The following is a 23,349-nucleotide window of genomic DNA, read 5'->3' on the forward strand; positions in this document are numbered from 1 at the left end:
AAACAGATCCGCTATAGTAGCGATCGCGTTTATTTCAGGAAAAAAGTCATGGGGCGTGCAGAAAAAGTCATTTTGGCCTATTCGGGGGGAGTGGATACCTCTGTGTGTATTCCCTATCTCAAGCACGAGTGGGGCGTGAAGGAAGTCATTACCCTCGCCGCTGATTTAGGACAGGGGGATGAACTGGAACCCATTCGCCAAAAAGCCCTTGATGCTGGTGCCAGTGCCTCGCTGGTGGCCGATGCCAAAGCTGAATTCATCCGCAACTATGCCTTTCCAGCCATTCAGGCCAACGCCCTCTACGAAAATCGCTATCCCCTCTCGACGGCCCTTGCTCGCCCCCTGATTGCCAAGCTCTTGGTGGATGCGGCTGCTGAGTATGGTGCCGATGCCGTTGCCCACGGCTGTACAGGGAAAGGCAATGATCAAGTCCGCTTTGATGTGGCGATCGCCGCCCTGAATCCCAACCTCAAGGTCTTGGCACCCGCTCGCGAATGGGGCATGAGCCGCGAAGAAACCATTGCCTACGGCGAACGCTTTGGCATTCCCGCCCCTGTGAAAAAATCTTCTCCCTACAGCATTGACCGCAATCTTTTGGGACGCAGTATTGAAGCCGGCCCCCTTGAGGATCCGTGGATTGAACCCCTTGAGGAAATCTATTTGATGACCCAAGCCATTGAAAATACCCCCAACTCCCCGGAGTATGTGGATATTGGCTTTGAGGCCGGAATTCCCGTTAGCCTCGATGGCCGCTCCCTCGATCCCGTAACGCTGGTGAGTGAACTCAATGAGCGGGTAGGGCGCCACGGCTTTGGTCGCATTGACATGATTGAAAATCGCCTTGTCGGTATTAAATCCCGCGAAATTTACGAAGCCCCTGCCCTCTTGGTGCTTATTGACGCCCACCGCGATTTGGAAAGCTTGACCTTAACCGCCGATGTGACGCAGTACAAACGGGGGATTGAAGAGACCTACAGCCGTTTGGTCTATAACGGTCTTTGGTATAGCCCCCTCAAGGAAGCCTTGGATGCTTTTATTCAACAGACCCAGCAGCGGGTCACAGGCACAGTGCGCGTCAAGCTCTTTAAGGGAACCGCACGGGTGGTGGGGCGGCAATCTCCCTACTCCCTCTACACGCCCGATTTGGCCACCTATGGTGCCGAGGATCAATTTGATCACAGGGCAGCCGAGGGCTTTATCTATGTGTGGGGGCTACCCACCCGCGTCTGGGCAGAAAAACTGCGCCAAGGCTAATCGGGGGCTTCGACAATACACCACTCATGGAGTTCGTACTGCACACACTGGTGTTGGACGAGGGGATCGCGGGCAACAATTTCCTCAGCCGCCTTGCGGGAATCGGCCTGAAACAACAACATGCCACCCCCTCGCTCAGCCCAGTATCCCGTGCGGGCTTGATGCCCTGCGGCAATGAGGGCGCGCACATAGGCGCGATGGGCACCAACGTGGCGATCAAAGGTGGCCTTGTCCACAATACCGCGTTCAATTTTGACAAACCATGGCATCGGTCAGTGGCTCCTCTGGATTTCAATCAAGACCTAGAATAGCTATAAGCAGTGTGCCTGAGTGACTCTGTTGTGCCCTGATTGCGAGCGGCTATGAGCAAAGCCATGACCCTTGAAACCTTGTTAAGCGAATTTGCCCGTGGGGTGCGAAATTTCCGTGGTGTGAATTTGGCGGGCAGTGTGTTTCCGTTGGTGCAACTCAGCCATATTGATTTGGCGGGAGCCAATCTGCAGGGTATCAACTGGAGCGGGGCAGATTTGATCAAAGCGAACCTTGCCAATGCCAATCTGCGAGGCGCCAATCTGATTGGTGCGGATCTGAGTGGTGCTAATCTGACCGATGCCAACTTGCAGGAAGCCATGCTCAGTGGCGCCATCCTAGTGGGTGCCTACCTCTCGCGCGCCAATTTGCAGCGGGCAGTGCTCAGTGGGGCAATCCTCAAGGGGGCGGTGCTCCATGACAGTAACCTCAAGGATACAAATGTGGTGGGGGCAGATCTCTCAGAGGCGGATCTGACCGGGGCGATCGCCCGCCGTCAAGACTTAGAGGAAGCCAAGCTCTCAGGAACTATACTGCCCAATGGCGAAGTGGTCTTTGATGAAGGGGACATTGAAGAGGTACCGTTGCCCACTCCAACGCCAATGGCTAAGCCAATGGCAACCGCTAACGAAACCACTGTGATTGAGTGGACCAATGAGCAGGTGATCCAAATGCTGATCCTGCAACAACACCCCCTGCCCAGTACCTACCAAAGTGCTGATTTGAAGGTGGCTAGCCTCGGCAACCACTGTTATCAATTGCGCACGGTTACGGAAACGGTGGTGGCGGTGGTAGAAGGTGAGAGTGTGGCCAATGAGAAAGTAACCCTTTTTGCCGAGGCGCCCTTTGCCGATGTGGTGGCCAGTGTCCTCCAAGCCCATTCCTTCTTGCCCACACAATACATCAGTGACCCCGTGCCTGCATGGCAGTACGAGCAAGTACCCATTCCCCGCGGCAGTGAAGTCCGTTTGGGAACGGCACGGCAGCTCTGGAAAACGTGGTGGTTACTCTTGAAGTCCACGGCTACAGGGCAGGAGCCAGCACAGCTACAACTGTTGGTGGGCAAGGAGTGGCAGCCCATTTGCGATATTGCCTTTTCACCGTCGGCGGGCGGTGGTCTGATTATCAAAACGGCTACGGGCGATCGCCACTATCCTGCCGATGCGTCGCTGATTTGGCTAGAAAGTGTCCAGTCTGGCTCACCCACAACCACTGCCCCAGCGCCCACCCCCACAGCACCTCTCTGGAATGGTGTCCTGAAATTTGAAAATAACTGCTTAACGATTCAAACGGCGGCGGGATCCGTCTGTGTGCGGGGGGAAAATTTGACGGTCACCATCGGTGGTCAGGCGATCGATCTAACCCAGCTCTAATGATCGTTGTTCAGCCCTTTGATTTTAGTCGCTGGCCGATCGCCGTCAGTGATTTACCTGCCGATACCTACCTCGTGGGTGGAGCGGTGCGGGATGCGCTCCTCGGTCGGACAACGTTGTACCCCGACTTGGATTTTATTGTGCCGGCGGATGCCATTGCCCTGACCAAAAAACTAGCGGATAAGTACAAGGCTGGCTTAGTGGTTTTGGATCGGCAGCGGCAGATTGCCCGCTTAGTTTTTGCCAACACCAGCGTGGATATTGCTCAGCGGCATGGTGAGACGCTCTTAACGGATTTGAGCGATCGCGATTTTCGCCTCAATGCCATTGCCTACGACATTCACCACCACCACATTGTCGATCCCCTCGGTGGCCTTTTGGATTTGCAACGCCGCCAAATTCACTATGTCGCACCAGAAAATCTCGCTGCTGATCCCCTGCGACTCCTACGCGCCTATCGCCAAGCCGCCCAACTGCAATTTACGATTACGCCCGAAACGCGGCAGGTGATCCAAACCCTTGCCCCCCAACTGCGACGAGTCGCCCCAGAACGGGTGCGGGTGGAACTCAGTTATTTTCTCAGTGCCCTTGAGAGTGCCCCCTATCTCACCCTTGCTTTTCGCGATGGCGTGTTGGCGGTGTGGCTGCCGTCGGTCACCGAGGAGCGGATTACCCACTACCATGCCCTTGAATCCACCCTAGGGAATTTTCCCTTCCCAGCCCTTTGGCCGGCGCTAACGACATCTATTGCCGCAACAACTGCCCCCGGCGAACCCCAACGGCGAACCCTAGCGGCTTTGGCCAAGCTCACCTGCCTCGTGAATGCCAGCGATCGCCGCGCTGCCGAGGAACTAACTGCCCTCACCTACACCACTGATGAAATTCGCATTGTCCAAGTCCTGTGCCGATTGCTCAACCACTGGCTAGTCCCCCTCGAACACCCCCTGAACCGCGAGCAAGCCTTCTATCTATTCCGCGCGGCGGGTAGCTATTTTCCAGCCTTTGTTGCCCTTGCCCTGAGCCGGGGCATCCCCAAAGCGCATCTAGTGCCCTTGGTCAAAGGGTGGTTAGACCCCAAGGATGCCATTGCCCATCCCCCCCAATTGGTGCGGGGTGCCGATCTGGTAGAAGTGTTTCAGGTCTCGCCGGGGCCGCGTGTGGGTGAATTGTTGCGAGCTGTGGAAGCGGCGCAAGCGCGGGGAGAAATTCGCGATCGCCCCCAAGCCCTCGCCTATGTGGCAGAAATCCTAGGTGGTTCAAGGCAACCGCGGCACACTTAGGAGAGGGGCAAAAACATTTCCTGCCAAAGGGTGTCATAGCGTTTTTGGGCAGCCACATCGAGGGGGAGCAGGAGTTCACTCTTGGCAAAGGCGGTGGGAGTCGCTAGGGGAATATAGCGATGCAAGAGAGTGCGTCTTAAATCGCTCACCAGCGGCGAGGGAGCATCACTAAACTGGCTGAGTTGCTCAGCAACTTCCGGTTGCCACCAGTAGTTCAACCAAGCCAAGGCTGCCGCATCGGGGTTTTGGCCACAGACCCACAAATCCACCCACAGCGCTGTCCCACTGGCGGGAAACACGGCGGCATAGGTCTGCGGATCTCGCTTCAGCAGCGGCAGTACATCCGTTGACCAACCCACTGCTAATTGTGTACTGCCCAGCATCAGTGGCTGCAGGTAGGCGTCAGAACTAAAAAAACGACACCCTTGGCGGAGACGCTGCAAGCGTTGCCGTAATTCGGGGTGGGTGGGTGGGGCATTGTAGGATAGCCCTAGGGATTTCAGCGTCAACCCAATCACTTCCCGCGGCTGATTTAACAGGCTATAGTGGCCTTGAACGCTTGGATGCCATAGGACATCCCAATCTGTGGGTTCCCAGCCCAAATCGGCAAAGAACTGGCGGCGATAAATGAGGACTGTTGCCCCCCAGCGATAGGGCAGACCCCAGAGAGCATCGTCTTTGCCAATGAGTTGCAGTAATGGCTGCCACGGTTCAGCCCAGTCCCACCGGTTTTGAATCAGTGGTTTGGGAATAGGGGCAATCTGTCGTTGCGCCACGGCCTGAGCTATCCAAGCATCCCCGAGACTGAGGACGGCTGACCCGAGGATTCCCGCTGCAAAGGTGTTGGCTAACTCTTGGGGGGTTTCCCGCAGCCGCAGCTGAAGTCCCACGCCGGCCTGTTGACGAAAGCGCTGAATCAATTGGGGGGGTAAGGATTTTCGCAGTAAATAGACGGTGAGTCCTGTATTGGCAGTGGCTTGACACCCACTGAGGGCGATCGCCCCCAAGGCAAACAACCCCTGACAAAATTGCCGCCGCTGCATTAGCGTTGCCACCGAAACTGCAATTGACTTGGCTGCCCTGGATCCCCCAGTTGCTCGATGCCGCGATCGTTGGCCACAAGGTGCCGTAGGATCAGGTAAATCCGCTCCAGTTGATCCGGCGCATTCACAGCGTCGGCGATCGCCCCCAAGTCAAGGGGTTCATCACTTTGTTCTAAGACTTTAACAATCTGCCGTTGCAACGCCAAATTCGCTGCTGCTGCTTTCTTGCCCGCTTCCACCCCCGGCTGATGGTAGGCATTGATATTCACCAAGAAGCCATAGAGACCCACTGCTCGCTCATAAAGGGCAATCAGAGCACCCACCGTTTTGGGCGTCACCTCTGGAATCGTCACCGTCAGGGAAGGGCGATCCTTTTCATAGAGGGCTTGGCGCGTGCCGAGCAGCAAGCCACTGAGGTAGTCCCCTGATGTAATTCCCGGCTCTACTTCAATGCCGGGTTCTTGACCATCCCGCAGCACTTCAATAAAGGTGACAAAGAAGTTGGGCAGGCCATCCCGCAACTGCTGCACATAGGCGTGCTGATCCGTGGTTCCCTTGTTGCCATAGACCGCAATCCCTTGGTGGACAATGTTGCCGTCGAGGTCTTTTTCCTTGCCGAGGGACTCCATTACCAACTGCTGCAAGTAGCGGCTAAACAGGAGCAGACTATCTTTGTAGGGCAGGACAACCATATCTTTTTCACCCCGACCCTTGCCCGCATGGTGCCAAGCCAAGGCGAGTAGGGCAGCGGGATTTTGGCGAATCTTCGGCACGCGGGTTGCCTGATCCATCAATTTTGCTCCCGCGAGGAGGGCATCAATGTCAATCCCTTGCAGGGCAGCGGGCAATAGACCCACCGTTGACAGTTCCGAGGTACGCCCCCCCACCCAGTCAAACATCGGGAAAATGGCCAGCCAACCGTTGGACTCCGCCACTTGGGCAAGGCCACTGCCCGGCAGGGTGACGGCGACGGCGTAATCGGCAAAGGCCAGACCGGCACGTTGGAAGCGGGCTTGGGCTTCTAGCATGCCATTGCGGGTTTCCGGTGTCCCCCCCGATTTGGAAATGACAATCACCAATGTCGTCCGCAGGCGATCGCCTAGTTCCGCAAAAACCCGCTCAAACCCGGCAGGGTCGGTGTTGTCCAAAAAGTGAATGTTCAGGGGGGGATTCACAGGGGCAAGGGCAGCCGCCACAAACTGCGGACCCAGGGCAGACCCCCCAATGCCAACAGAGAGAATATCCGTAAAACGACCCCCTTGGGGTGGGGCAATGGCGCCACTGTGGACTTGCTGGCTAAACTGCTTCACTTGGGCAATGGCATCGCGAATTTCGGCACGCAGTTCTGGAGTTGGTGCCAAATCGGCATCCCGCAGCCAGTAGTGCCCCACCATGCGGCCCTCATCGGGGTTGGCGATCGCCCCTGCTTCCAATTCCTTCATTTGCTGAAAGGCGCGCTCAAAAGCTGGCTCTAGGCGACGTACCACTTCTGGGGTCAGCCCCATACGACTGACATCCACATAGAACTCTAACTCAGGGTGGTAGTACAACCAGTCTTGGTAATGCTGCCAAAGAGCCAAAGCATCCATAAGAAAATCTTTTCGCGCTACGATCTCAGCGTACCTCAACAACTGTCCCTTACTGGGAACATCAGCTTTCCCTTAATAAACACCCTAGGCAGATTGTGCCTTCAGAAAAGCAGCAAATTCCTCTAACGCTATCCGCAGGCGATCGCCCGCCACCTCAACAAAATCATTGTGATCGGCACCCTCGACCCAGAGGGAAAATTTTGGCTCACGGGCAATGGCAAAAAGGTATTGGCCATGACGAAAGGGCACAATGCTATCGGCAGTACCGTGGAGAATCAACAGCGGCACCTTGACTTGCGGCAGTTTATCTCGATTGATAAAGCGATCAAAGGGAAACAACGGGAAAGGCACCACCACCCGAAAGATGGAAGTAAAGGTACTTTCTAAGACCAACCCCGCAATTGCAACCTGTGTTGCCAGTTCCGTCGCCACCCCACCGCCAAGGGAACGGCCATAGAGAATCACCCGCTCTGGGGGGACTCGCAGTTCCTCTGTGAGATAGGTATAGGCTGCCAAAGCATCTGCGTAGGCATGACGCTCACTAGGGCGACCCGAACTCAAGCCGTAGCCACGATAGTCGTAGGCGAGGACGGAAAACCCCCACTGCCGCAGCGTCTGTAGAAAGGGTTCCACCATGCCGAGGTCTTCCCCATTGCCGTGACTAAACAGCAGCGTAAAGTGAGCGTCTGGGTTGGCGACATACCGCACCGCAAGGCGATCGCCCTGCCCCACTGGAATCAGCCGGATCTCCTCAGAAAGGGAGTAGGTAGGACGGGGTGGATGGAAGATCAGGGCATCGGCGCCAAAGTAGAGATAGACCGCAATGATCAGATAAATCAGGAGTGCCGATCGCCCCAAGCGCAACCAACTCCACTCCCCCAGTACCCAGTCTCGCAGCCAACTCATTTACTCTTTGAGTTCAGACTCGGTGCCACCAGTGTCCCTAAGGGTTGATCCACCTGCTGAGCCAGTGTCGGTACCACTTCCCGCGCTCGCGCAATCACCTGCCCCGTGGTGGCATCGTAAATTTGCGTCAATAGCTTGGGATAGAGGCCAATGCCAATAATTGGTACCAAAAGACAGGCAATGATAAACACCTCGCGGGGTTCAGCATCCACAAGGGCTTCATGCTCCACCAATTCCTTGTTTTCAGGGCCGTAGAAAATTTCCCGCAGCATCGACAGCAGGTAAATCGGTGTCAAGATCACCCCCACTGCGGCCAAAAAGACCACAATCACGCGGAAGGGCAAAGAATAGGCATCACTGGTGGCAAAGCCAATAAAGACCATGAGTTCAGCCACAAAGCCACTCATCCCCGGCAGAGCAAGGGAGGCCAAGGAGCAGGCCGTAAACATGGCAAAGATTTTCTTCATTTTCTGGCCAACACCGCCCATTTCCTCAAGGATCAGCGTGTGGGTACGGTCATAGGTGGCTCCCACCAAAAAGAAGAGACTCGCCCCAATCAAGCCGTGGGAGACCATTTGTAGCACCGCCCCACTCATGCCCAAATTGGTAAACGAGGCAATCCCAATCAGCACAAAGCCCATGTGGGAAATCGAGGAGTAGGCAATTTTGCGCTTGAGATTGCGCTGCGCATAGGAGGTCAGCGCCGCATAGATGATGTTGACCACCCCCAAAATCACCAAAACGGGGGCAAACTTGGCATGGGCTGCCGGCAGCATATCGACATTCATGCGAATCAGGGCATAGCCACCCATCTTCAGGAGAATCCCCGCCAGCAGCATGTGCACCGGCGCTGTTGCTTCACCGTGGGCATCCGGCAACCACGTGTGCAGGGGGACAATCGGCAGCTTGACGCCGTAGGCCACCAAAAAGCCGGCATAAACTAGCAGTTGAAACCCAATGGCATAGTCCTTGGCCGCCAAGGTCTGCATATCAAAGCTAATCGTGTCGCCATAGAAGGCCATGGCCAAGCCCGCCACCAAAATAAAGAGGGAGCTGCCAGCCGTGTAGAGAATGAACTTTGTTGCCGCGTATTGACGCTTGTGCCCCCCCCAAATTGCCAAGAGCAGGTACACCGGAATCAGCTCCAGTTCCCACGCAAGGAAAAAGACCAGCATATCCTGCACGGCAAAAACGGCAATCTGGCCACCATACATCGCCAGCATTAAGAAATAAAACAGTCGCGGCTTCAGGGTCACTGGCCAAGCCGCCAAAATCGCCAGCGTGGTAATAAAGCCCGTGAGTAAAATCAGCGGCATGGAGAGGCCATCTGCCCCCACTGACCAGCGCAGGCCAATTTCGGGAATCCAGTCATAGCTTTCCCACAGTTGCATGCCGGGGGTGTTCAGGTCATAGAAATTCGTGAAGGCATAGACAATCAAGGCAAAGTCAATCAACCCCACCGTCAGGGCATACCAGCGGATTGGGCGTCCTTTGCCTGTGGGATCTGGAATGAAGGGAATCGCCAAGGAAGCCACAATTGGGAACAGGATAATCGTTGTCAGCCAAGGAAACGTACTCATGGCAGTCGTGTTTACTCCTCCAGCAGTTGGGAAAGAACCATGACCGGGGTTAGGCTTGCACCGAGAAGATGACAAATCCCAACACCGCCAGCAGCACAATGAGGGCGTAGAATTGGGCACGGCCATTTTGGAAGTATTTCAGCCCTTCACCGGTGACCATCGTGACAAAGCCCGTGAGGTTGACCACGCCATCCACCACGTTGTAATCCACTTCCAAGACCTGACGCGCCAAGCGACGACAGCCTTTAATGAAGACCGCCTCATAGAGTTCATCGAAGTACCACTTATGCAGTGAGAACTGGTACAGCGGTTGAATGGCTTTGGCGATCGCCTGCGGACTGGGAGTGCCCTTGAGATACATCAGGGAGGCCAAGGTAATGCCAATCAGGCCAATGCCCACAGAGCTACCGCCAAGGATGAGAAACTCCGTCAAATCCACCGCGTGATCTGCCACCATCTCCTCACCGGGAGCATGGATAAAGGCCGCAAAGAGATTGTTGAAGGGGGTACCCACAAAACCAATCAACGTCGAGGGAATTGCTAGCACCACCAAGGGTAGGGTCATTGTCCAAGGGGATTCATGGGGTTCAGCAGTCTGCTGATCGTGGTGGGCATTGTGATCATAGTGTTCCTGTAACTCTGGGGGCACATTACGGAACTTGCCCTCAAAGGTCATGAAGTACATGCGGAACATGTAAAAGGCGGTTAAGCCCGCCGTGAGCCACGTCAGCAGCCACATTGCCGGGTTGGCATGAAAAACGGCGCCTAAAATTTCATCCTTTGACCAAAAGCCAGCAAAGGGCGGCACGCCAGAAATGGCCAAGCACCCCACTAGAAATGTTGCCCCTGTAATGGGCATATACTTGCGCAGCCCCCCCATGTAGCGCATATCTTGAGCCAAGTCTGGGTTATGGCCAACCACCCCTTCCATGCCATGGATGACTGACCCCGATCCAAGAAAGAGCATCGCTTTGAAGTAGGCATGGGTCATCAGGTGAAAAAGGCCGGCACTGTAGGCACCCACGCCCATCCCCATGACCATGTAGCCCAGTTGGGAAATGGTTGAATAGGCCAAGCTCTTTTTGATGTCGTTTTGGGTGATGGCAATAGTTGCCCCCATAAATGCCGTAAAGGCCCCCGTCCAAGCAATGATGGTCATCACTTGGGGCAATTGCTCAAACACAGGGAACATCCGCGCAATCAGGAAGACTCCGGCTGCCACCATGGTTGCCGCGTGAATCAGAGCAGAAATGGGGGTCGGACCTTCCATCGCATCCGGCAGCCACACATGCAGGGGAAACTGGGCAGATTTGGCCACAGGGCCGAGAAAGACCAAGATGGCAAGAATGGCGGCAAGACTAGGGGAAAGTAGCCCGGTATTGACCAGTTCCGTCAGGCGATCGCCCATGCCACCAAAGTCAAAGCTACCCGTCGCCCAAAATAGCCCCACCATGCCCAACAAAAGGCCAAAATCACCGACACGGTTGGTAACAAATGCCTTCTGTGCTGCTTCCGCCGCGCTTTTGCGGTCATACCAGAAGCCAATCAGCAGGTAGGAGCACATCCCCACCAATTCCCAAAAGATATAGACCTGCACCAAGTTGGGACTGACGACCAACCCCAGCATCGAGGAGCCAAACAGGCTGAGATAGGCAAAAAAGCGAACATAGCCCGCATCATGAGCCATGTAGCCATCGCTGTAGAGCATGACTAAAAAGGCCACCGTTGTGACGATGACCAACATCAATGCCGCTAAGGGGTCAATCACGTATCCCATGGCAATGTGGAGATTGCCCGCCGCTGCCCATTCAATCATTTGCGTATAGGGGGCGTGGCCTTGGACTTGACTCCAGAAGAGGCTCAGAGAATGCACCATGGCGATCGCCATCAACGCCATGATGAAAATGGCACTGGGTCGCCGCAGTTTCGAGGTGGTCTCTGAAAAGGCAATCAAGCCAAAGCCAACAATCAGCGCTCCCAAGAGGGGTAAAACGGGAATCAGCCAAGCGTATTGATACAGGGGTTCCATGCGTGCCACCTAACTTTCCATGAGAGCTGCCTGCCTAGAAAACCAAATAGGTATGAATCGCTAGTGTAGGCAAAACCCTCTACATTCTGCCATATCCCTTTTAGCAAGGGACGAGGGCTACCAGTGACAGAAAATTAAAAAACGGATTTTCTTTAGCTTTGCCGCCATTAAGAAGGCATGATTGGTGATGGAACAAGCCAGAAAGGTTCACCCGTCTAACGATATATTGATGCACTGATGAGGGAGATGGCGATGGAATTGCGTTTTGTAATGGGACGCTTATACCGAGTGGGGTCTGTCATGGGGGGGGCGATCGCCCTGATGTTCATCCCCCACACCACCCTTGCCCAAAATGCCCCTGATTCGCGCATGGTGCAGCGGGTCGAGAACGCCACATTTGTCCTTGGCGAGTTTACATTTAACAACAACAACCGCATTCCACCGAGGATTGTCCAGCGCGCTCAAGGGATTGCCATTATTCCCAATGTCGTTCAAGCGGGGTTTCTCTTTGGGGGCCGCCGTGGCGCCGGTATTCTGCTTGTGCGCAATGAAAATAACGAATGGAGTAAGCCCGCCTTTATCACAATGACCGGCGGGAGCTTTGGCCTGCAAATTGGTGCCCAATCCACGGATGTGGTGCTGGCCTTCATGGATAAATCCGTCGTCATGCGCAGCTTGGCGCAGTCCTTTCGTCTAGGGGGCAATGTCTCCGTTGCGGCAGGCCCTGTGGGTGGCGAAGTTGTCAGTCCTACGGATCCGAGTCCCCAAGTCTTTTCCTACACGCGCAGTGCAGGTCTTTTTGCTGGTGTTGCCCTTGAGGGCGCCAATATTAGTTTTGACCGTAGTGCTAGTACCCGCTTCTATGGCCGGCCTAACCTGACGCCAATGCAAATTTTCGAGAACTCGCCCCCCCTCCCTTCCCCTCCCGTCCTCAATGGTCTCTACAATGCCCTTGCCCGTGCAGCGCGCTAATCCCTTCTCAAGACAGTGATAAGATAGCAGTCAATAGTCCGCACTGTATAGAAGGAACACTATGGCACAGGGACAGGGTTTTGGCTTCGGTCTTGGCAAAATGAAGGAGCTGGCCGCAGCCATCCAGAAAGCACAACAAGTTCAAGAAGGCGCCAAGAAGCTGCAGGAAGACCTCGAAAAAATGGACATTGAGGGTCAAGCAGCGGGGGGTGCCGTCAAAGTGGTTATGAGTGGTACCCAAGAACCCCGCCGCGTCGAAATCAGCCCAGATCTCCTGAGTGAAGGGGCTGAAGTGCTCTCTGATTTGGTGACCGCCGCCATGCGCGATGCCTACCAAAAATCCACCGCCACTATGCGGGAACGGATGGAAGAGTTGACAGGTGGTTTGAACGTTCCGGGTCTCGGTTAATGCACTGCCCCGCCCACCATGGCACCCAAGCTACGGCTCCTGATTGTGGAAGATGATCCGATGATGCAACTGGGGCTAGGACAAGCTCTAGGGGAGCAGTTTGCTGTGGTGGGTTATGCCGAAGATGGCTATGGTGCCATTGATATGACACGGCAGTTGCAGCCGCAAGTGGTCATTATGGACATTGGCCTACCAAGGCTAGACGGGATTGCAGTAACCCAACGGCTGAAGCGAGAATTTCCTGACATTCATGTGGTGATGCTCACCTCCCACCAATCGGCTCTTGAGGCCGTTGCCGCCCTTTCTAGTGGTGCTGATGCCTACTGTATCAAGGGAGAAACCGTTGAGCGATTACTGATGGCGATCGCTGCTGCCCAAGAGGGAGCCACCTATCTTGATCCCCAGATTGCCCGCCATGTGATCCAGCACCTGCATCCGCCCCAACCGACAATGGACTATCACCTTTCGCAGCGGGAACTGGATGTCCTGAAGCTGATGGTGGAAGGCTATAGTAACCCTGAAATTGCCAGTAAGCTGTTTCTCAGTCCAAATACTATCAAGACCCATGTGCGGGGTATTTTGAACAAGTTGGCGGTGGATGACCGTGTGCAGGCGGCGGTTGTTGCACTTCGTAACGGTTTAGTCTAGGCCTTCCCCAAGACTCAAGAACACTTGTTATCGTGAAGGGGAACCGTCGGTGTGTTGAGCCTGTGTCCCATGGCATCCTATAGCAATGAGGCAACGGTTTTAGCCTCGGATCAAGAATCATCCTGGATGCTGAAGCGGGAAAAAGCCATTGGTCAAGCGGAAGGCATTATTGACCGGCTCTACGGCATTTATGGTGAGATCTTTGACGTGAATGTGGCGGGGCACTGGCTGATCATTAGCTTGTTTATTGCCCTCATGTTTGCCATGATTGTCGGCATTCAGATCTATTTCGACACCCTCCACTAGGGGCGTAACTGGTGAATTCTCTGATCCCACTAGGACAAACCCAACTTCAAGAGTACGTCACCGCCTTGGCGTGGGGCGATCGCCATCTGTTGGCCGCTTCCGCCGCAGGAGAGGTCTATCACATTGATCCAGAGGTGGGTGAGCAACTCATCTTGCAAACGGCGACCGATCAAAGCTTAACGATCCTCGCGGTGGCGAGCGATCGCCAGTGGTGGGCAGCGGCGGGAGAGCAGGGACGGGTACTCATTGGTTCCTTAGCTCACCCTGAGAATCTTCAGGTGCTCCACTACGGTTCCCACTGGATTGATCAACTGGCTTGGCATCCCACATTGCCTTGGGTTGCCTTTAGTCTTGGTCACTACGTCCAGATTTGGGATGCGGCTCAAGCCGATGTCATTGCCACCCTTGATTTTGCAGCCTCGTCAGTTTTGGCTTTGGCTTGGCAACCTACGGGTGATGCTTTGGCCGTTGCCGGTTATGGCGGTGTACGGGTGTGGTCGGCTAAAGATTGGGATGCCGATCCCCAAGAATTGGGGTTTATGTCTGCGACAGTGGGCGTAGCCTGGTCCGCCACAGGGGAATATTTCGCGGCCAGCAACATGGATCACACCCTTTTTGTCTGGCGTTGGGGCGATCAGTATCCGTGGCAAATGCAGGGCTTTCCCGGTAAAGTGCGGCATCTTCACTGGTTGGAAACCGCCAACCAAGCCCCCCAGCTCCTGAGTAGTTCCCAAGAGGGGATTATCCTCTGGCGCCTCAGCGAGGACGAAAGCGGCTGGCAACCCCAAGTGCTGGATCTGCACCGTGGCACTGTGCGCGCCCTCTCTATTCATCCCCAAGGTCAAGGCTTCGTGTCCAGTGGCGATGAGGGATGGCTGTGTTATTGGCAGCAAACTCAACCGCAGGAGTTACTGCAAGGTGCCCAAGAATACTTCACAACTCTTGCTTGGCACCCCAAGGGATCGTATTTAGCCGCTGGGGGCACCCAAGGGGAACTCTGGGTTTGGCAAGCCGGTTAGGGAGAACCCGTGTGGTAGGATGTTGCTGCGGGTTTAAGCTAGAGTGCCGATGAAACTCATTGATCGCTATGGCCGTCTTTTTGGCAAGCTGAGTCTTCTAGACCTTGGGGCAGGGCTTGTTCTCCTGTGCGTTTTGGCGGGCTTGTTCCTCCTGCCGGGGCGATCGGGCACCTCGTTGGCACAAATGACCGCTGCCCAACCCATTGAAGTAGATGTTCTCGTTCTGGGTCTGAGTACTCCCACTCCCCAAGACCTGATTCCCAAGGGCAGTACCGCCAACTTTATTATTCGCAACCAGCCCTACGGCCAAATCACTGTGAAAAATGTCCAGGTTCTGCCGCGCACAGTTACTGTTTCTCAGCCCGATGGGTCGGTTAAAGCGCTGCCAGATCCCCGCCCAGAGATGGCCTATAGTAGCAACCTGCTCTTGACCCTCGAAGGCCGAGGCCAAATCACTAACAATGGGCCTGTACTGGGAAATACTGGCATCAAAGTAGGGACGCCCGTAGAATTAGAGGGCAAAGAGTATAATTTCCGTGCCTCGGTGATTGCCGTTAGGCCGTTGTAGGACAGTAGGCAATGCAGTCAATTTCAACTTTGACTCCCTTCGGCAGGCGCGATACTTCCACACAGGCACGGGCAGGTGCTGTCTCGGCATCCATGTACTGAGCATAGATTTCATTCATGGCGGCGAAGTCATTGAGGTCTGCAAGATACACGGTTGTTTTCACCACCTGTGACCAATCGCTACCGGCGGCCTTGAGGACAGCACTGAGATTATCCATCACTTGGCGGGTCTGCTCCTTGACATCTTCGCCACCAACAATCTCACCCGTTTTTGGATCAAGGGCAATTTGCCCTGCGAGAAAGACCCATTCCCCATGGCGCACGGCTTGGCTATAGGGGCCGACCGGCCTAGGCGCATCAGTGGTACAAATAATCACTTTTGTCATAAAACTTAAAACAATTTACATATCGGGGGCGATCGCCCCAAAAGCCGATTTTACAGGGAATTGAGCCACGGCCACCTGTATTAAATCAATGGATATGATAGCGCATATATTATGCATTTATACCCCCACAATCATGTCAAGAATTCAAGCATCTTAAATAATGTTAATTATCGGCAAAGTCTGTACTCCCCTTCTATAATGCTGAATTGAGCATTCGCCTCCTGAACGGGCTTTATCGTTCCATTCTGGGTCTTTAGATTCACGATTCTTCACAATCATTGATCTAAAGATCTTTCTATATTGCCGAGGTGAATGCCCTCGTTCCTTCCTTGCCTAAGAGAGAGGAGAGACTCGATGACCATCAGTCCACCGGAGCGAGAGCCAAAGGTCAAAGTCGTGGTTGATAATGACCCGGTGCCCACCTCCTTTGAAAAATGGGCAAAACCCGGGCATTTTGACCGCACCTTGGCCAGAGGCCCCCAAACCACCACATGGATTTGGAACCTCCACGCTCTTGCCCACGATTTCGATACACACACGAGCGACCTTGAAGATATTTCCCGCAAGATCTTCAGTGCACACTTCGGCCATCTGGCTGTGGTGTTCATCTGGCTGAGTGGGATGTACTTCCACGGTGCAAAATTCTCAAACTATGAGGCTTGGCTGGCCGATCCCACCGGTATCAAGCCCAGTGCTCAAGTGGTCTGGCCCATTGTGGGTCAAGGCATTCTCAATGGTGATGTCGGCGGTGGTTTCCACGGCATCCAAATCACCTCGGGGCTATTCCAACTGTGGCGTGCCTCTGGGATCACCAATGAGTTCCAGCTTTACTGCACCGCAATCGGTGGCTTGGTCATGGCTGGCTTAATGCTCTTTGCAGGCTGGTTCCACTATCACAAGCGCGCTCCTAAGCTGGAATGGTTCCAAAGCGTGGAATCCATGCTCAACCACCACCTCGCCGGCTTGCTTGGCTTGGGGTCTTTGGCTTGGGCAGGTCACCAGATCCACGTCTCGCTACCCATCAACAAACTCTTGGATGCAGGGGTTGCTGCTAAGGATATTCCCTTGCCCCACGAGTTTATCCTTAACCCCAGCTTGATGGCCGACCTATATCCCAAAGTGGATTGGGGTTTCTTGAGTGGCGTCATTCCCTTCTTCACCTTTAATTGGGCTGCCTACTCGGATTTCCTGACCTTTAACGGCGGCTTGAACCCTGTTACCGGTGGCCTGTGGCTGTCGGATACGGCTCACCATCACGTGGCGATCGCCGTCCTCTTCATCGTTGCCGGTCACATGTACCGCACCAACTGGGGAATCGGCCACAGCCTCAAAGAGATTCTTGAAGCCCACAAAGGCCCCTTCACCGGTGCCGGCCACAAAGGTCTGTACGAAGTGCTGACCACCTCTTGGCATGCCCAACTGGCGATCAACCTAGCCATGATGGGTTCGCTGAGCATTATTGTGGCGCAGCACATGTATGCAATGCCCCCCTATCCTTACTTGGCTACCGACTATCCCACCCAACTGTCGCTGTTTACCCACCACATGTGGATTGGCGGTTTCCTGATTGTGGGTGGTGCTGCCCACGGTGCCATCTTCATGGTGCGTGATTACGATCCGGCCATGAATCAAAACAACGTTCTGGATCGGGTACTGCGCCATCGCGATGCCATCATTTCTCACCTGAACTGGGTGTGCATCTTCTTGGGCTTCCACAGCTTCGGCCTGTACGTCCACAACGACACGATGCGCGCCTTTGGTCGTCCCCAAGATATGTTCTCGGATACGGGGATTCAACTTCAGCCCGTGTTTGCCCAATGGGTACAACACCTGCACACCCTAGCCCCCGGTGGCACTGCTCCCAATGCAGCAGCGACCGCTAGTGTTGCCTTTGGTGGTGATGTGGTTGCAGTCGGTGGCAAAGTCGCCATGATGCCCATTGTTCTGGGAACGGCCGACTTCATGGTGCACCATATTCACGCTTTCACGATCCACGTGACAGTGCTGATTCTGCTGAAGGGCGTCCTCTTTGCCCGCAGCTCTCGCCTCATTCCCGATAAAGCCAACTTGGGCTTCCGCTTCCCCTGCGATGGTCCCGGTCGTGGCGGTACCTGCCAAGTCTCCGGTTGGGATCACGTCTTCTTGGGTCTGTTCTGGATGTACAACTGCATCTCTGTTGTAATTTTCCACTTCAGTTGGAAGATGCAGTCGGATGTCTGGGGTACTGTTGCTCCCGATGGCACGGTATCTCACATCACGGGCGGTAACTTTGCCCAAAGTGCCATCACCATCAATGGCTGGCTACGGGACTTCCTGTGGGCACAAGCTTCTCAGGTGATTGGCTCCTATGGTTCAGCCCTATCCGCCTATGGTTTGTTGTTCTTGGGTGCTCACTTCATTTGGGCCTTCAGCCTCATGTTCCTCTTCAGTGGTCGTGGCTACTGGCAAGAGCTGATTGAGTCCATTGTTTGGGCCCACAACAAGCTGAAAGTTGCACCGGCCATTCAGCCCCGTGCCCTGAGCATTATTCAAGGCCGTGCCGTCGGTGTAGCCCATTACCTCCTAGGGGGGATTGCCACTACTTGGGCATTCTTCCTAGCTCGGATTATTTCTGTAGGATAGGGGCGAGGAGGAGATAACCAACTATGGCAACTAAATTTCCGAAGTTTAGCCAAGACCTCGCACAGGATCCGACCACACGCCGGATTTGGTACGCCATCGCCATGGCTCACGACTTTGAAAGCCACGATGGCATGACCGAGGAAAATCTTTACCAGAAGATTTTTGCCTCCCACTTTGGGCATCTGGCCATCATCTTCCTGTGGGTGTCTGGTAGCCTATTCCACGTTGCGTGGCAGGGGAACTTTGAACAATGGATTCAAGACCCTGTCAACACCCGTCCCATCGCCCATGCGATCTGGGATCCTCAATTTGGCAAAGCCGCAGTGGATGCCTTTACCCAAGCGGGGGCTTCTAACCCTGTGGACATTGCCTACTCCGGTGTCTATCACTGGTGGTACACCATCGGTATGCGCACCAACGGTGACCTCTACCAAGGTGCCATCTTCCTGCTGATTCTGGCTTCGCTGGCCCTCTTTGCCGGCTGGCTGCACCTACAACCCAAATTCCGTCCTAGCCTCTCTTGGTTCAAAAATGCCGAATCGCGGTTGAACCACCACTTGGCGGGTCTGTTTGGGGTTAGCTCCTTGGCTTGGGCGGGTCACCTGATTCACGTGGCCATTCCCGAGTCCCGTGGTCAGCACGTGGGCTGGGATAATTTCCTGAGTACCATGCCCCACCCCGCTGGTTTGGCGCCTTTCTTTACGGGCAACTGGGGTGTCTATGCCCAAAACCCTGACACGGCTAGCCACGTCTTTGGCACGGCAGAGGGGGCGGGAACGGCGATTCTCACCTTCTTGGGTGGCTTCCATCCCCAAACGGAGTCCCTGTGGCTCACGGATATGGCGCACCACCACCTTGCCATTGCGGTGCTCTTTATTGTGGCGGGTCACATGTACCGCACCCAGTTTGGGATTGGCCACAGCATTAAAGAGATGATGGATGCCAAGGACTTCTTTGGCACGAAGGTGGAAGGTCCCTTCAACATGCCTCACCAAGGCATCTATGAAACCTACAACAACTCGCTGCACTTCCAGTTGGGTTGGCACTTGGCCTGCTTGGGCGTGATCACCTCCTTGGTGGCACAGCACATGTACTCGCTGCCACCCTATGCCTTCATTGCCCAAGACCACACCACGATGGCTGCCCTCTATACCCATCACCAGTACATCGCTGGCTTCTTGATGGTGGGTGCCTTTGCCCATGGTGCCATCTTCTTGGTGCGGGACTATGATCCAGCCCAAAACAAAGGCAACGTGTTGGATCGGGTGCTGCAACATAAAGAGGCGATTATTTCCCACCTAAGCTGGGTGTCCCTCTTCTTGGGCTTCCACACCTTGGGTCTCTATGTCCACAACGATGTCGTGGTGGCCTTTGGTACCCCCGAAAAGCAAATCCTGATTGAGCCGGTGTTTGCTCAGTTCATTCAAGCGGCCCATGGCAAACTGCTTTACGGTTTTGATACGCTGCTGTCGAACCCCGATAGCATTGCCAGCACTGCTTGGCCGAACTACGGTAACGTCTGGCTCCCTGGTTGGCTCGATGCCATCAACAGTGGTACCAACTCCTTGTTCTTGACGATTGGCCCCGGTGACTTCTTGGTGCACCACGCCATTGCCCTAGGTCTGCACACCACCACCTTGATTTTGGTCAAAGGTGCGTTGGATGCCCGTGGTTCCAAACTGATGCCAGATAAAAAAGACTTTGGCTATGCTTTCCCCTGTGATGGCCCTGGCCGTGGCGGTACCTGCGATATTTCTGCATGGGATGCCTTCTATCTAGCGATGTTCTGGATGCTGAACACCATTGGCTGGGTTACCTTCTACTGGCACTGGAAACACCTTGGTGTCTGGGAAGGCAATGTGGCTCAGTTCAACGAAAACTCTACCTACCTCATGGGTTGGCTGCGGGATTACCTCTGGTTGAACTCGTCGCAGCTCATCAATGGCTACAACCCCTTTGGTACTAATAACCTGTCGGTATGGGCATGGATGTTCCTGTTTGGTCACCTTGTGTGGGCTACAGGCTTCATGTTCCTGATTAGCTGGCGCGGTTACTGGCAAGAGCTGATTGAAACCTTGGTGTGGGCACACGAGCGCACTCCCTTGGCCAACTTGGTGCGTTGGAAAGACAAGCCGGTGGCGCTGTCCATTGTGCAAGCCCGTTTGGTGGGTTTGGCTCACTTCAGTGTTGGCTATGTCTTGACCTACGCGGCCTTCTTGATTGCTTCAACCGCCGCCAAGTTCGGTTGATCGAGTTGAGATAACTTTCGTTCAGTCCCCTGCCCTCGTGGTGGGGGATTTTTGTTTTTGATAAGTTTGATAAAAAGTTGTAGCTGCTTGTTTCAAGTCGGCAGCAAACTAGTTCCTTGCCAACGACCAAAGTTAGGGATTTGTAACGTATCTCAATATACTAGTCCCCTAAAAACGTTTTCAATGACATCACGCTACTTTTTAGATATCCTAGGACTGAATTTTGCCATTGATGAGATTGGGTTTTAACTGAGGACGGTTGTAATGCGTGATACATTTAACCTAGCTATTTTGAGGTTTTCATCTAAGAGCCCTATTGAAGGCTTGTTGGCTCAAATTAGTACTGAAGAAACTTCCCAAATTGTCGGTGAAAATTCAGTGAATCCAGCTTTTGACCTTAACAATTTGGGGAGCCTTTTAGCGCAAGTCATTATTGCAGTTGCTTTGTTGCTCATTGGCTGGATTGTTGCCACTATTCTGGCAAAGATAACACGCTCGGTTTTGAAACGACTGCGCGTTGATGAACGATTGACCCAGTTCTTTGGTGGCAATGAGTCGCTTCAGAGCATATCAGTGACTGCTATTCTGGCAGCAGTGGTTTTTTGGGTCATCTTTTTGCTGGCGGTGGTGGCCTTTTTGGATGCCCTGCGGCTAACAACGGTTTCCCAGCCCCTCAATGCATTTCTCAATCAAGTTTTTAGTTTCCTGCCCAAGCTGGGGGCAGCCATCTTGCTGGCGGATGTGGCTTGGGTAGTGGCGACCATATCAAAAATGGTGGTTACTCAGTCCGCCCGTTCTTTGAATTTGGATCGCCAACTCCCCCTAGAATCTGAGGGGAATGGTTCCTCAGAGGGGCCGGCCACCATGTCTGTGGCTGAGATGTTGGGAAATACCCTCTATTGGTTTGTTTTTCTTTTCTTCCTGCCCTTAATTTTGGGGGTGCTTGATCTGCAAGGCTCATTGCAGCCTGTACAAAATCTCTTGAATGATATTCTAGGGGCACTGCCTTTTGTCTTTAAGGCGGTGATTATCGCGGTTGTTGGTTGGTTTATTGCCCGCATTGTCCGCAGCTTAGTCGTTAACTTAATGACGGCCATGGGGATTCAGCGCATTGGTCAGCGCCTCGGTCTAGGGCAAACCAGTTTAGGGGAATCCCTAGCAACGGTCATCGGTACGATTGTCTATGTCTTAGTCTTGATTCCCACGGCGATCGCCAGCCTTGACGCGTTGCAAATTGTGGCCATTACGGAACCGGCAACGGCAATGCTCAACCAAGTGCTGACGGCATTGCCGAAAATTTTTACTGCAGCCATTATTCTGCTGCTGGCCTATGTAATTGGCCGCTTTGTGGCGGAGACGCTTACCAATTTCCTGCAAACCATCGGCTTTGATCAAGTGTTTGTCTGGCTAGGTCTAGAGCGTCCGACGGTGGATTCTCAGGAGTCTCAGCCTGCGGAGGCACCCGAGCAGCGCTGGCGACAGCCCTCAGAAGTGATGGGCATCGTTGCCCTTGTTGGCGTTTTGTTATTTGGGGCGATCGCTGCCGTTGATGTACTGGATATTCCTGCTCTCAGTGCTTTTGTCACTGCCCTAGTAGTGGTGATTGGTCGGGTGTTGGTCGGAACGCTGATCTTTGCGGTAGGATTGTATTTTGCCAATTTAGTGTTTCGGCTTCTTGCCAGTTCTGGCACCTCCCAAGGGCGTTTTTTCGCTCAGGCGGCGCGGCTAGCAACGATGACATTTGTGGGGGCAATGGCTTTGCAACAGATGGGCATCGCAACAAGTATTGTCAATTTAGCCTTTGGCTTGCTCTTTGGTTCTATTGCGGTGGCGATCGCCCTCGCCTTTGGGTTGGGATGCCGTCAAATTGCCGCGTCTCAAGTTGAAGAATGGCTGAATCTGCTTAAGGGCAGGAATTCCGAAAATTCTTGAGCAAGGTAGTGGAGTAAGTTAACGCAGGAACGCTGTTTTAGCCACCAGAGGGGGAGAAATATTTCCTCTCCCCCTTGTCTGCTAATCAGGCTAGCGGAAGGAGGGTTGGTGGCGGATCAGATCTAGGAACTCTTGGCGGGTGCGGGCATCTTCAGCAAACACCCCTTGCATTGAACTGGTGACCGTCCAAGAGCCCGGTTTTTGTACACCTCGCATCACCATACACATATGGGTGGCCTCAACAACCACAGCCACCCCTTGCGGTTTCAGGAGTCCTTGCAAAGCATCTGCAATTTGTTGGGTTAGGCGCTCCTGCACCTGTAGCCGCCGCGCATACATCTCGCAAATGCGGGCAATTTTTGACAGGCCAATGACCCTGCCATTGGGAATGTAGGCGACATGGGCACGACCAATGATTGGCAGAATATGGTGCTCACAACAACTAAAGAGATCGATGTCGCGCACTAAGACCATCTCATTGGTGTCTTCGTAAAAAACGGCGTCATTCAGTAGGTCATCCAAGGATTGGCGGTAGCCACTGGTTAAAAACTTCAAGGCTTGCACAACCCGTTTGGGGGTATCCCGCAGGCCTTCGCGATCGGGATTTTCCCCTAGCCCGATGAGGAGTGTGCGAACCGCCTGCTCCATCTCAGCATCCGACACCTGGGTCGAGACGCAGGTGGGTATACTTTCAAGGCTGCTTTGCACGGTTAACAACTGGTTACGGGATTGCTGGGACATAGGGTACCTAAAATAATAACGATTATCATTCTATTTACTGGTGGAAATGGTGTCAATGAAACTGACATGAAAGTCGGTTTAGTTGAGCATAGAATTTACAGGGGAAAGGCAGTCAAAATAAAATCCCCCTCATCC

The 23,349-nt window shown here is 54.0% G+C and carries 20 protein-coding genes; 12 read left to right on the plus strand and 8 right to left on the minus strand.

Going from position 1 to position 23,349, the window contains the following annotated elements; all coding sequences use genetic code 11:
* Positions 1–48 precede the first annotated feature (48 nt).
* Positions 49–1,254, plus strand: coding sequence for an argininosuccinate synthase (locus M0646_RS12090; RefSeq protein WP_286625876.1), 1,206 nt, complete (start codon positions 49–51; stop codon positions 1,252–1,254).
* Here the strand turns inward: M0646_RS12090 and M0646_RS12095 are convergent.
* Positions 1,251–1,523 carry a YciI family protein gene (locus M0646_RS12095; protein ID WP_149821193.1) on the minus strand — a complete coding sequence of 91 codons (273 nt, stop codon included), beginning with the start codon at positions 1,521–1,523 and terminating at the stop codon, positions 1,251–1,253. The two genes, M0646_RS12090 and M0646_RS12095, sit on opposite strands and share 4 nt — an antisense overlap.
* A 105-nt stretch (positions 1,524–1,628) precedes the next feature.
* On the opposite strand from M0646_RS12095, the gene M0646_RS12100 reads away from it, so the two are divergent.
* Entirely contained in the window at positions 1,629–2,936 is a 1,308-nt protein-coding gene (locus M0646_RS12100; protein ID WP_190278099.1) for a pentapeptide repeat-containing protein, read from the plus strand.
* A complete protein-coding gene (locus M0646_RS12105; protein ID WP_286625877.1) occupies positions 2,936–4,216 on the plus strand; it encodes a CCA tRNA nucleotidyltransferase in 1,281 nt (426 codons plus the stop codon). Before M0646_RS12100 ends, M0646_RS12105 begins: the two co-directional genes overlap by 1 nt.
* Here M0646_RS12105 and M0646_RS12110 read toward each other — a convergent pair.
* From M0646_RS12110 to M0646_RS12130, 5 genes are all read right to left on the minus strand, one after another.
* Complete coding sequence (locus M0646_RS12110; RefSeq protein WP_286625878.1) at positions 4,213–5,259, minus strand: extracellular solute-binding protein; 1,047 nt, start codon at positions 5,257–5,259, stop codon at positions 4,213–4,215. The two genes, M0646_RS12105 and M0646_RS12110, sit on opposite strands and share 4 nt — an antisense overlap.
* Entirely contained in the window at positions 5,259–6,848 is a 1,590-nt protein-coding gene (locus tag M0646_RS12115) for a glucose-6-phosphate isomerase (RefSeq protein ID WP_286625880.1), read from the minus strand. Before M0646_RS12115 ends, M0646_RS12110 begins: the two co-directional genes overlap by 1 nt.
* A gap of 84 nt (positions 6,849–6,932) precedes the next feature.
* Complete coding sequence (locus M0646_RS12120; RefSeq protein ID WP_286649692.1) at positions 6,933–7,754, minus strand: alpha/beta hydrolase; 822 nt, start codon at positions 7,752–7,754, stop codon at positions 6,933–6,935.
* Entirely contained in the window at positions 7,751–9,334 is a 1,584-nt protein-coding gene (ndhD1, locus tag M0646_RS12125) for a photosynthetic/respiratory NAD(P)H-quinone oxidoreductase subunit D1 (RefSeq protein ID WP_286649693.1), read from the minus strand. The genes M0646_RS12120 and ndhD1 overlap by 4 nt, the downstream gene beginning before the upstream one ends.
* 49 nt (positions 9,335–9,383) lie before the next feature.
* Complete coding sequence (locus M0646_RS12130) at positions 9,384–11,363, minus strand: NAD(P)H-quinone oxidoreductase subunit 5 (protein ID WP_149821207.1); 1,980 nt, start codon at positions 11,361–11,363, stop codon at positions 9,384–9,386.
* A gap of 252 nt (positions 11,364–11,615) precedes the next feature.
* Here M0646_RS12130 and M0646_RS12135 point away from each other — a divergent pair, with 252 nt between their 5' ends.
* From M0646_RS12135 to M0646_RS12160, 6 genes are all read left to right on the plus strand, one after another.
* Positions 11,616–12,335 (plus strand): lipid-binding SYLF domain-containing protein, encoded by a 720-nt coding sequence (locus tag M0646_RS12135; RefSeq protein ID WP_226971966.1) that lies wholly within the window; start codon positions 11,616–11,618, stop codon positions 12,333–12,335.
* 61 nt (positions 12,336–12,396) lie between these two features.
* Positions 12,397–12,744 (plus strand): YbaB/EbfC family nucleoid-associated protein, encoded by a 348-nt coding sequence (locus tag M0646_RS12140; protein ID WP_149821211.1) that lies wholly within the window; start codon positions 12,397–12,399, stop codon positions 12,742–12,744.
* An 18-nt stretch (positions 12,745–12,762) separates the two neighbouring features.
* Positions 12,763–13,392 (plus strand): response regulator transcription factor, encoded by a 630-nt coding sequence (locus M0646_RS12145; RefSeq protein ID WP_149821213.1) that lies wholly within the window; start codon positions 12,763–12,765, stop codon positions 13,390–13,392.
* A 69-nt stretch (positions 13,393–13,461) separates the two neighbouring features.
* A complete protein-coding gene (locus tag M0646_RS12150; RefSeq protein WP_149821215.1) occupies positions 13,462–13,698 on the plus strand; it encodes a hypothetical protein in 237 nt (78 codons plus the stop codon).
* Positions 13,699–13,709: 11 nt separating this feature from the next.
* Positions 13,710–14,717: a WD40 repeat domain-containing protein gene (locus M0646_RS12155; RefSeq protein WP_286625888.1), complete on the plus strand. Its 1,008-nt coding sequence runs from the start codon at positions 13,710–13,712 to the stop codon at positions 14,715–14,717.
* 49 nt (positions 14,718–14,766) lie between these two features.
* Positions 14,767–15,285, plus strand: coding sequence for a DUF4330 domain-containing protein (locus tag M0646_RS12160; protein WP_286625889.1), 519 nt, complete (start codon positions 14,767–14,769; stop codon positions 15,283–15,285).
* Here the strand turns inward: M0646_RS12160 and M0646_RS12165 are convergent.
* Entirely contained in the window at positions 15,272–15,670 is a 399-nt protein-coding gene (locus M0646_RS12165; RefSeq protein WP_149821221.1) for a RidA family protein, read from the minus strand. The genes M0646_RS12160 and M0646_RS12165 overlap by 14 nt on opposite strands.
* A 414-nt stretch (positions 15,671–16,084) precedes the next feature.
* Here M0646_RS12165 and psaA point away from each other — a divergent pair, with 414 nt between their 5' ends.
* The 3 genes from psaA to M0646_RS12180 all read left to right on the plus strand — a co-directional run bounded on the left by psaA (position 16,085) and on the right by M0646_RS12180 (position 22,473).
* Positions 16,085–18,292, plus strand: a complete 2,208-nt coding sequence (psaA, locus tag M0646_RS12170) for a photosystem I core protein PsaA (RefSeq protein WP_399363257.1) — start codon at positions 16,085–16,087, stop codon at positions 18,290–18,292.
* Between the two features lie 23 nt (positions 18,293–18,315).
* A complete protein-coding gene (gene psaB / locus M0646_RS12175) occupies positions 18,316–20,541 on the plus strand; it encodes a photosystem I core protein PsaB (RefSeq protein ID WP_149821225.1) in 2,226 nt (741 codons plus the stop codon).
* Between the two features lie 324 nt (positions 20,542–20,865).
* A complete protein-coding gene (locus M0646_RS12180) occupies positions 20,866–22,473 on the plus strand; it encodes a mechanosensitive ion channel (protein ID WP_286649694.1) in 1,608 nt (535 codons plus the stop codon).
* A gap of 90 nt (positions 22,474–22,563) precedes the next feature.
* Here M0646_RS12180 and folE read toward each other — a convergent pair whose 3' ends face one another.
* Positions 22,564–23,214 (minus strand): GTP cyclohydrolase I FolE, encoded by a 651-nt coding sequence (gene folE / locus M0646_RS12185; RefSeq protein WP_149821229.1) that lies wholly within the window; start codon positions 23,212–23,214, stop codon positions 22,564–22,566.
* Positions 23,215–23,349 lie beyond the last annotated feature (135 nt).

The sequence above is a fragment of the Thermosynechococcus sp. B3 genome, from assembly GCF_030323045.1.
Taxonomy (GTDB): Bacteria; Cyanobacteriota; Cyanobacteriia; order Thermosynechococcales; family Thermosynechococcaceae; genus Thermosynechococcus.

Bases quoted from the DNA above. Each gene is read 5' to 3' on its own strand.
- M0646_RS12090 (WP_286625876.1), top strand. From the start codon at position 49: ATGGGGCGTGCAGAAAAAGTCATTTTGGCCTATTCGGGGGGAGTGGAT.
- M0646_RS12095 (WP_149821193.1), bottom strand. From the start codon at position 1,523: ATGCCATGGTTTGTCAAAATTGAACGCGGTATTGTGGACAAGGCCACC.
- M0646_RS12100 (WP_190278099.1), top strand. From the start codon at position 1,629: ATGACCCTTGAAACCTTGTTAAGCGAATTTGCCCGTGGGGTGCGAAAT.
- M0646_RS12105 (WP_286625877.1), top strand. From the start codon at position 2,936: ATGATCGTTGTTCAGCCCTTTGATTTTAGTCGCTGGCCGATCGCCGTC.
- M0646_RS12110 (WP_286625878.1), bottom strand. From the start codon at position 5,259: ATGCAGCGGCGGCAATTTTGTCAGGGGTTGTTTGCCTTGGGGGCGATC.
- M0646_RS12115 (WP_286625880.1), bottom strand. From the start codon at position 6,848: ATGGATGCTTTGGCTCTTTGGCAGCATTACCAAGACTGGTTGTACTAC.
- M0646_RS12120 (WP_286649692.1), bottom strand. From the start codon at position 7,754: ATGAGTTGGCTGCGAGACTGGGTACTGGGGGAGTGGAGTTGGTTGCGC.
- ndhD1 (WP_286649693.1), bottom strand. From the start codon at position 9,334: ATGAGTACGTTTCCTTGGCTGACAACGATTATCCTGTTCCCAATTGTG.
- M0646_RS12130 (WP_149821207.1), bottom strand. From the start codon at position 11,363: ATGGAACCCCTGTATCAATACGCTTGGCTGATTCCCGTTTTACCCCTC.
- M0646_RS12135 (WP_226971966.1), top strand. From the start codon at position 11,616: ATGGAATTGCGTTTTGTAATGGGACGCTTATACCGAGTGGGGTCTGTC.
- M0646_RS12140 (WP_149821211.1), top strand. From the start codon at position 12,397: ATGGCACAGGGACAGGGTTTTGGCTTCGGTCTTGGCAAAATGAAGGAG.
- M0646_RS12145 (WP_149821213.1), top strand. From the start codon at position 12,763: ATGGCACCCAAGCTACGGCTCCTGATTGTGGAAGATGATCCGATGATG.
- M0646_RS12150 (WP_149821215.1), top strand. From the start codon at position 13,462: ATGGCATCCTATAGCAATGAGGCAACGGTTTTAGCCTCGGATCAAGAA.
- M0646_RS12160 (WP_286625889.1), top strand. From the start codon at position 14,767: ATGAAACTCATTGATCGCTATGGCCGTCTTTTTGGCAAGCTGAGTCTT.
- M0646_RS12165 (WP_149821221.1), bottom strand. From the start codon at position 15,670: ATGACAAAAGTGATTATTTGTACCACTGATGCGCCTAGGCCGGTCGGC.
- psaB (WP_149821225.1), top strand. From the start codon at position 18,316: ATGGCAACTAAATTTCCGAAGTTTAGCCAAGACCTCGCACAGGATCCG.
- folE (WP_149821229.1), bottom strand. From the start codon at position 23,214: ATGTCCCAGCAATCCCGTAACCAGTTGTTAACCGTGCAAAGCAGCCTT.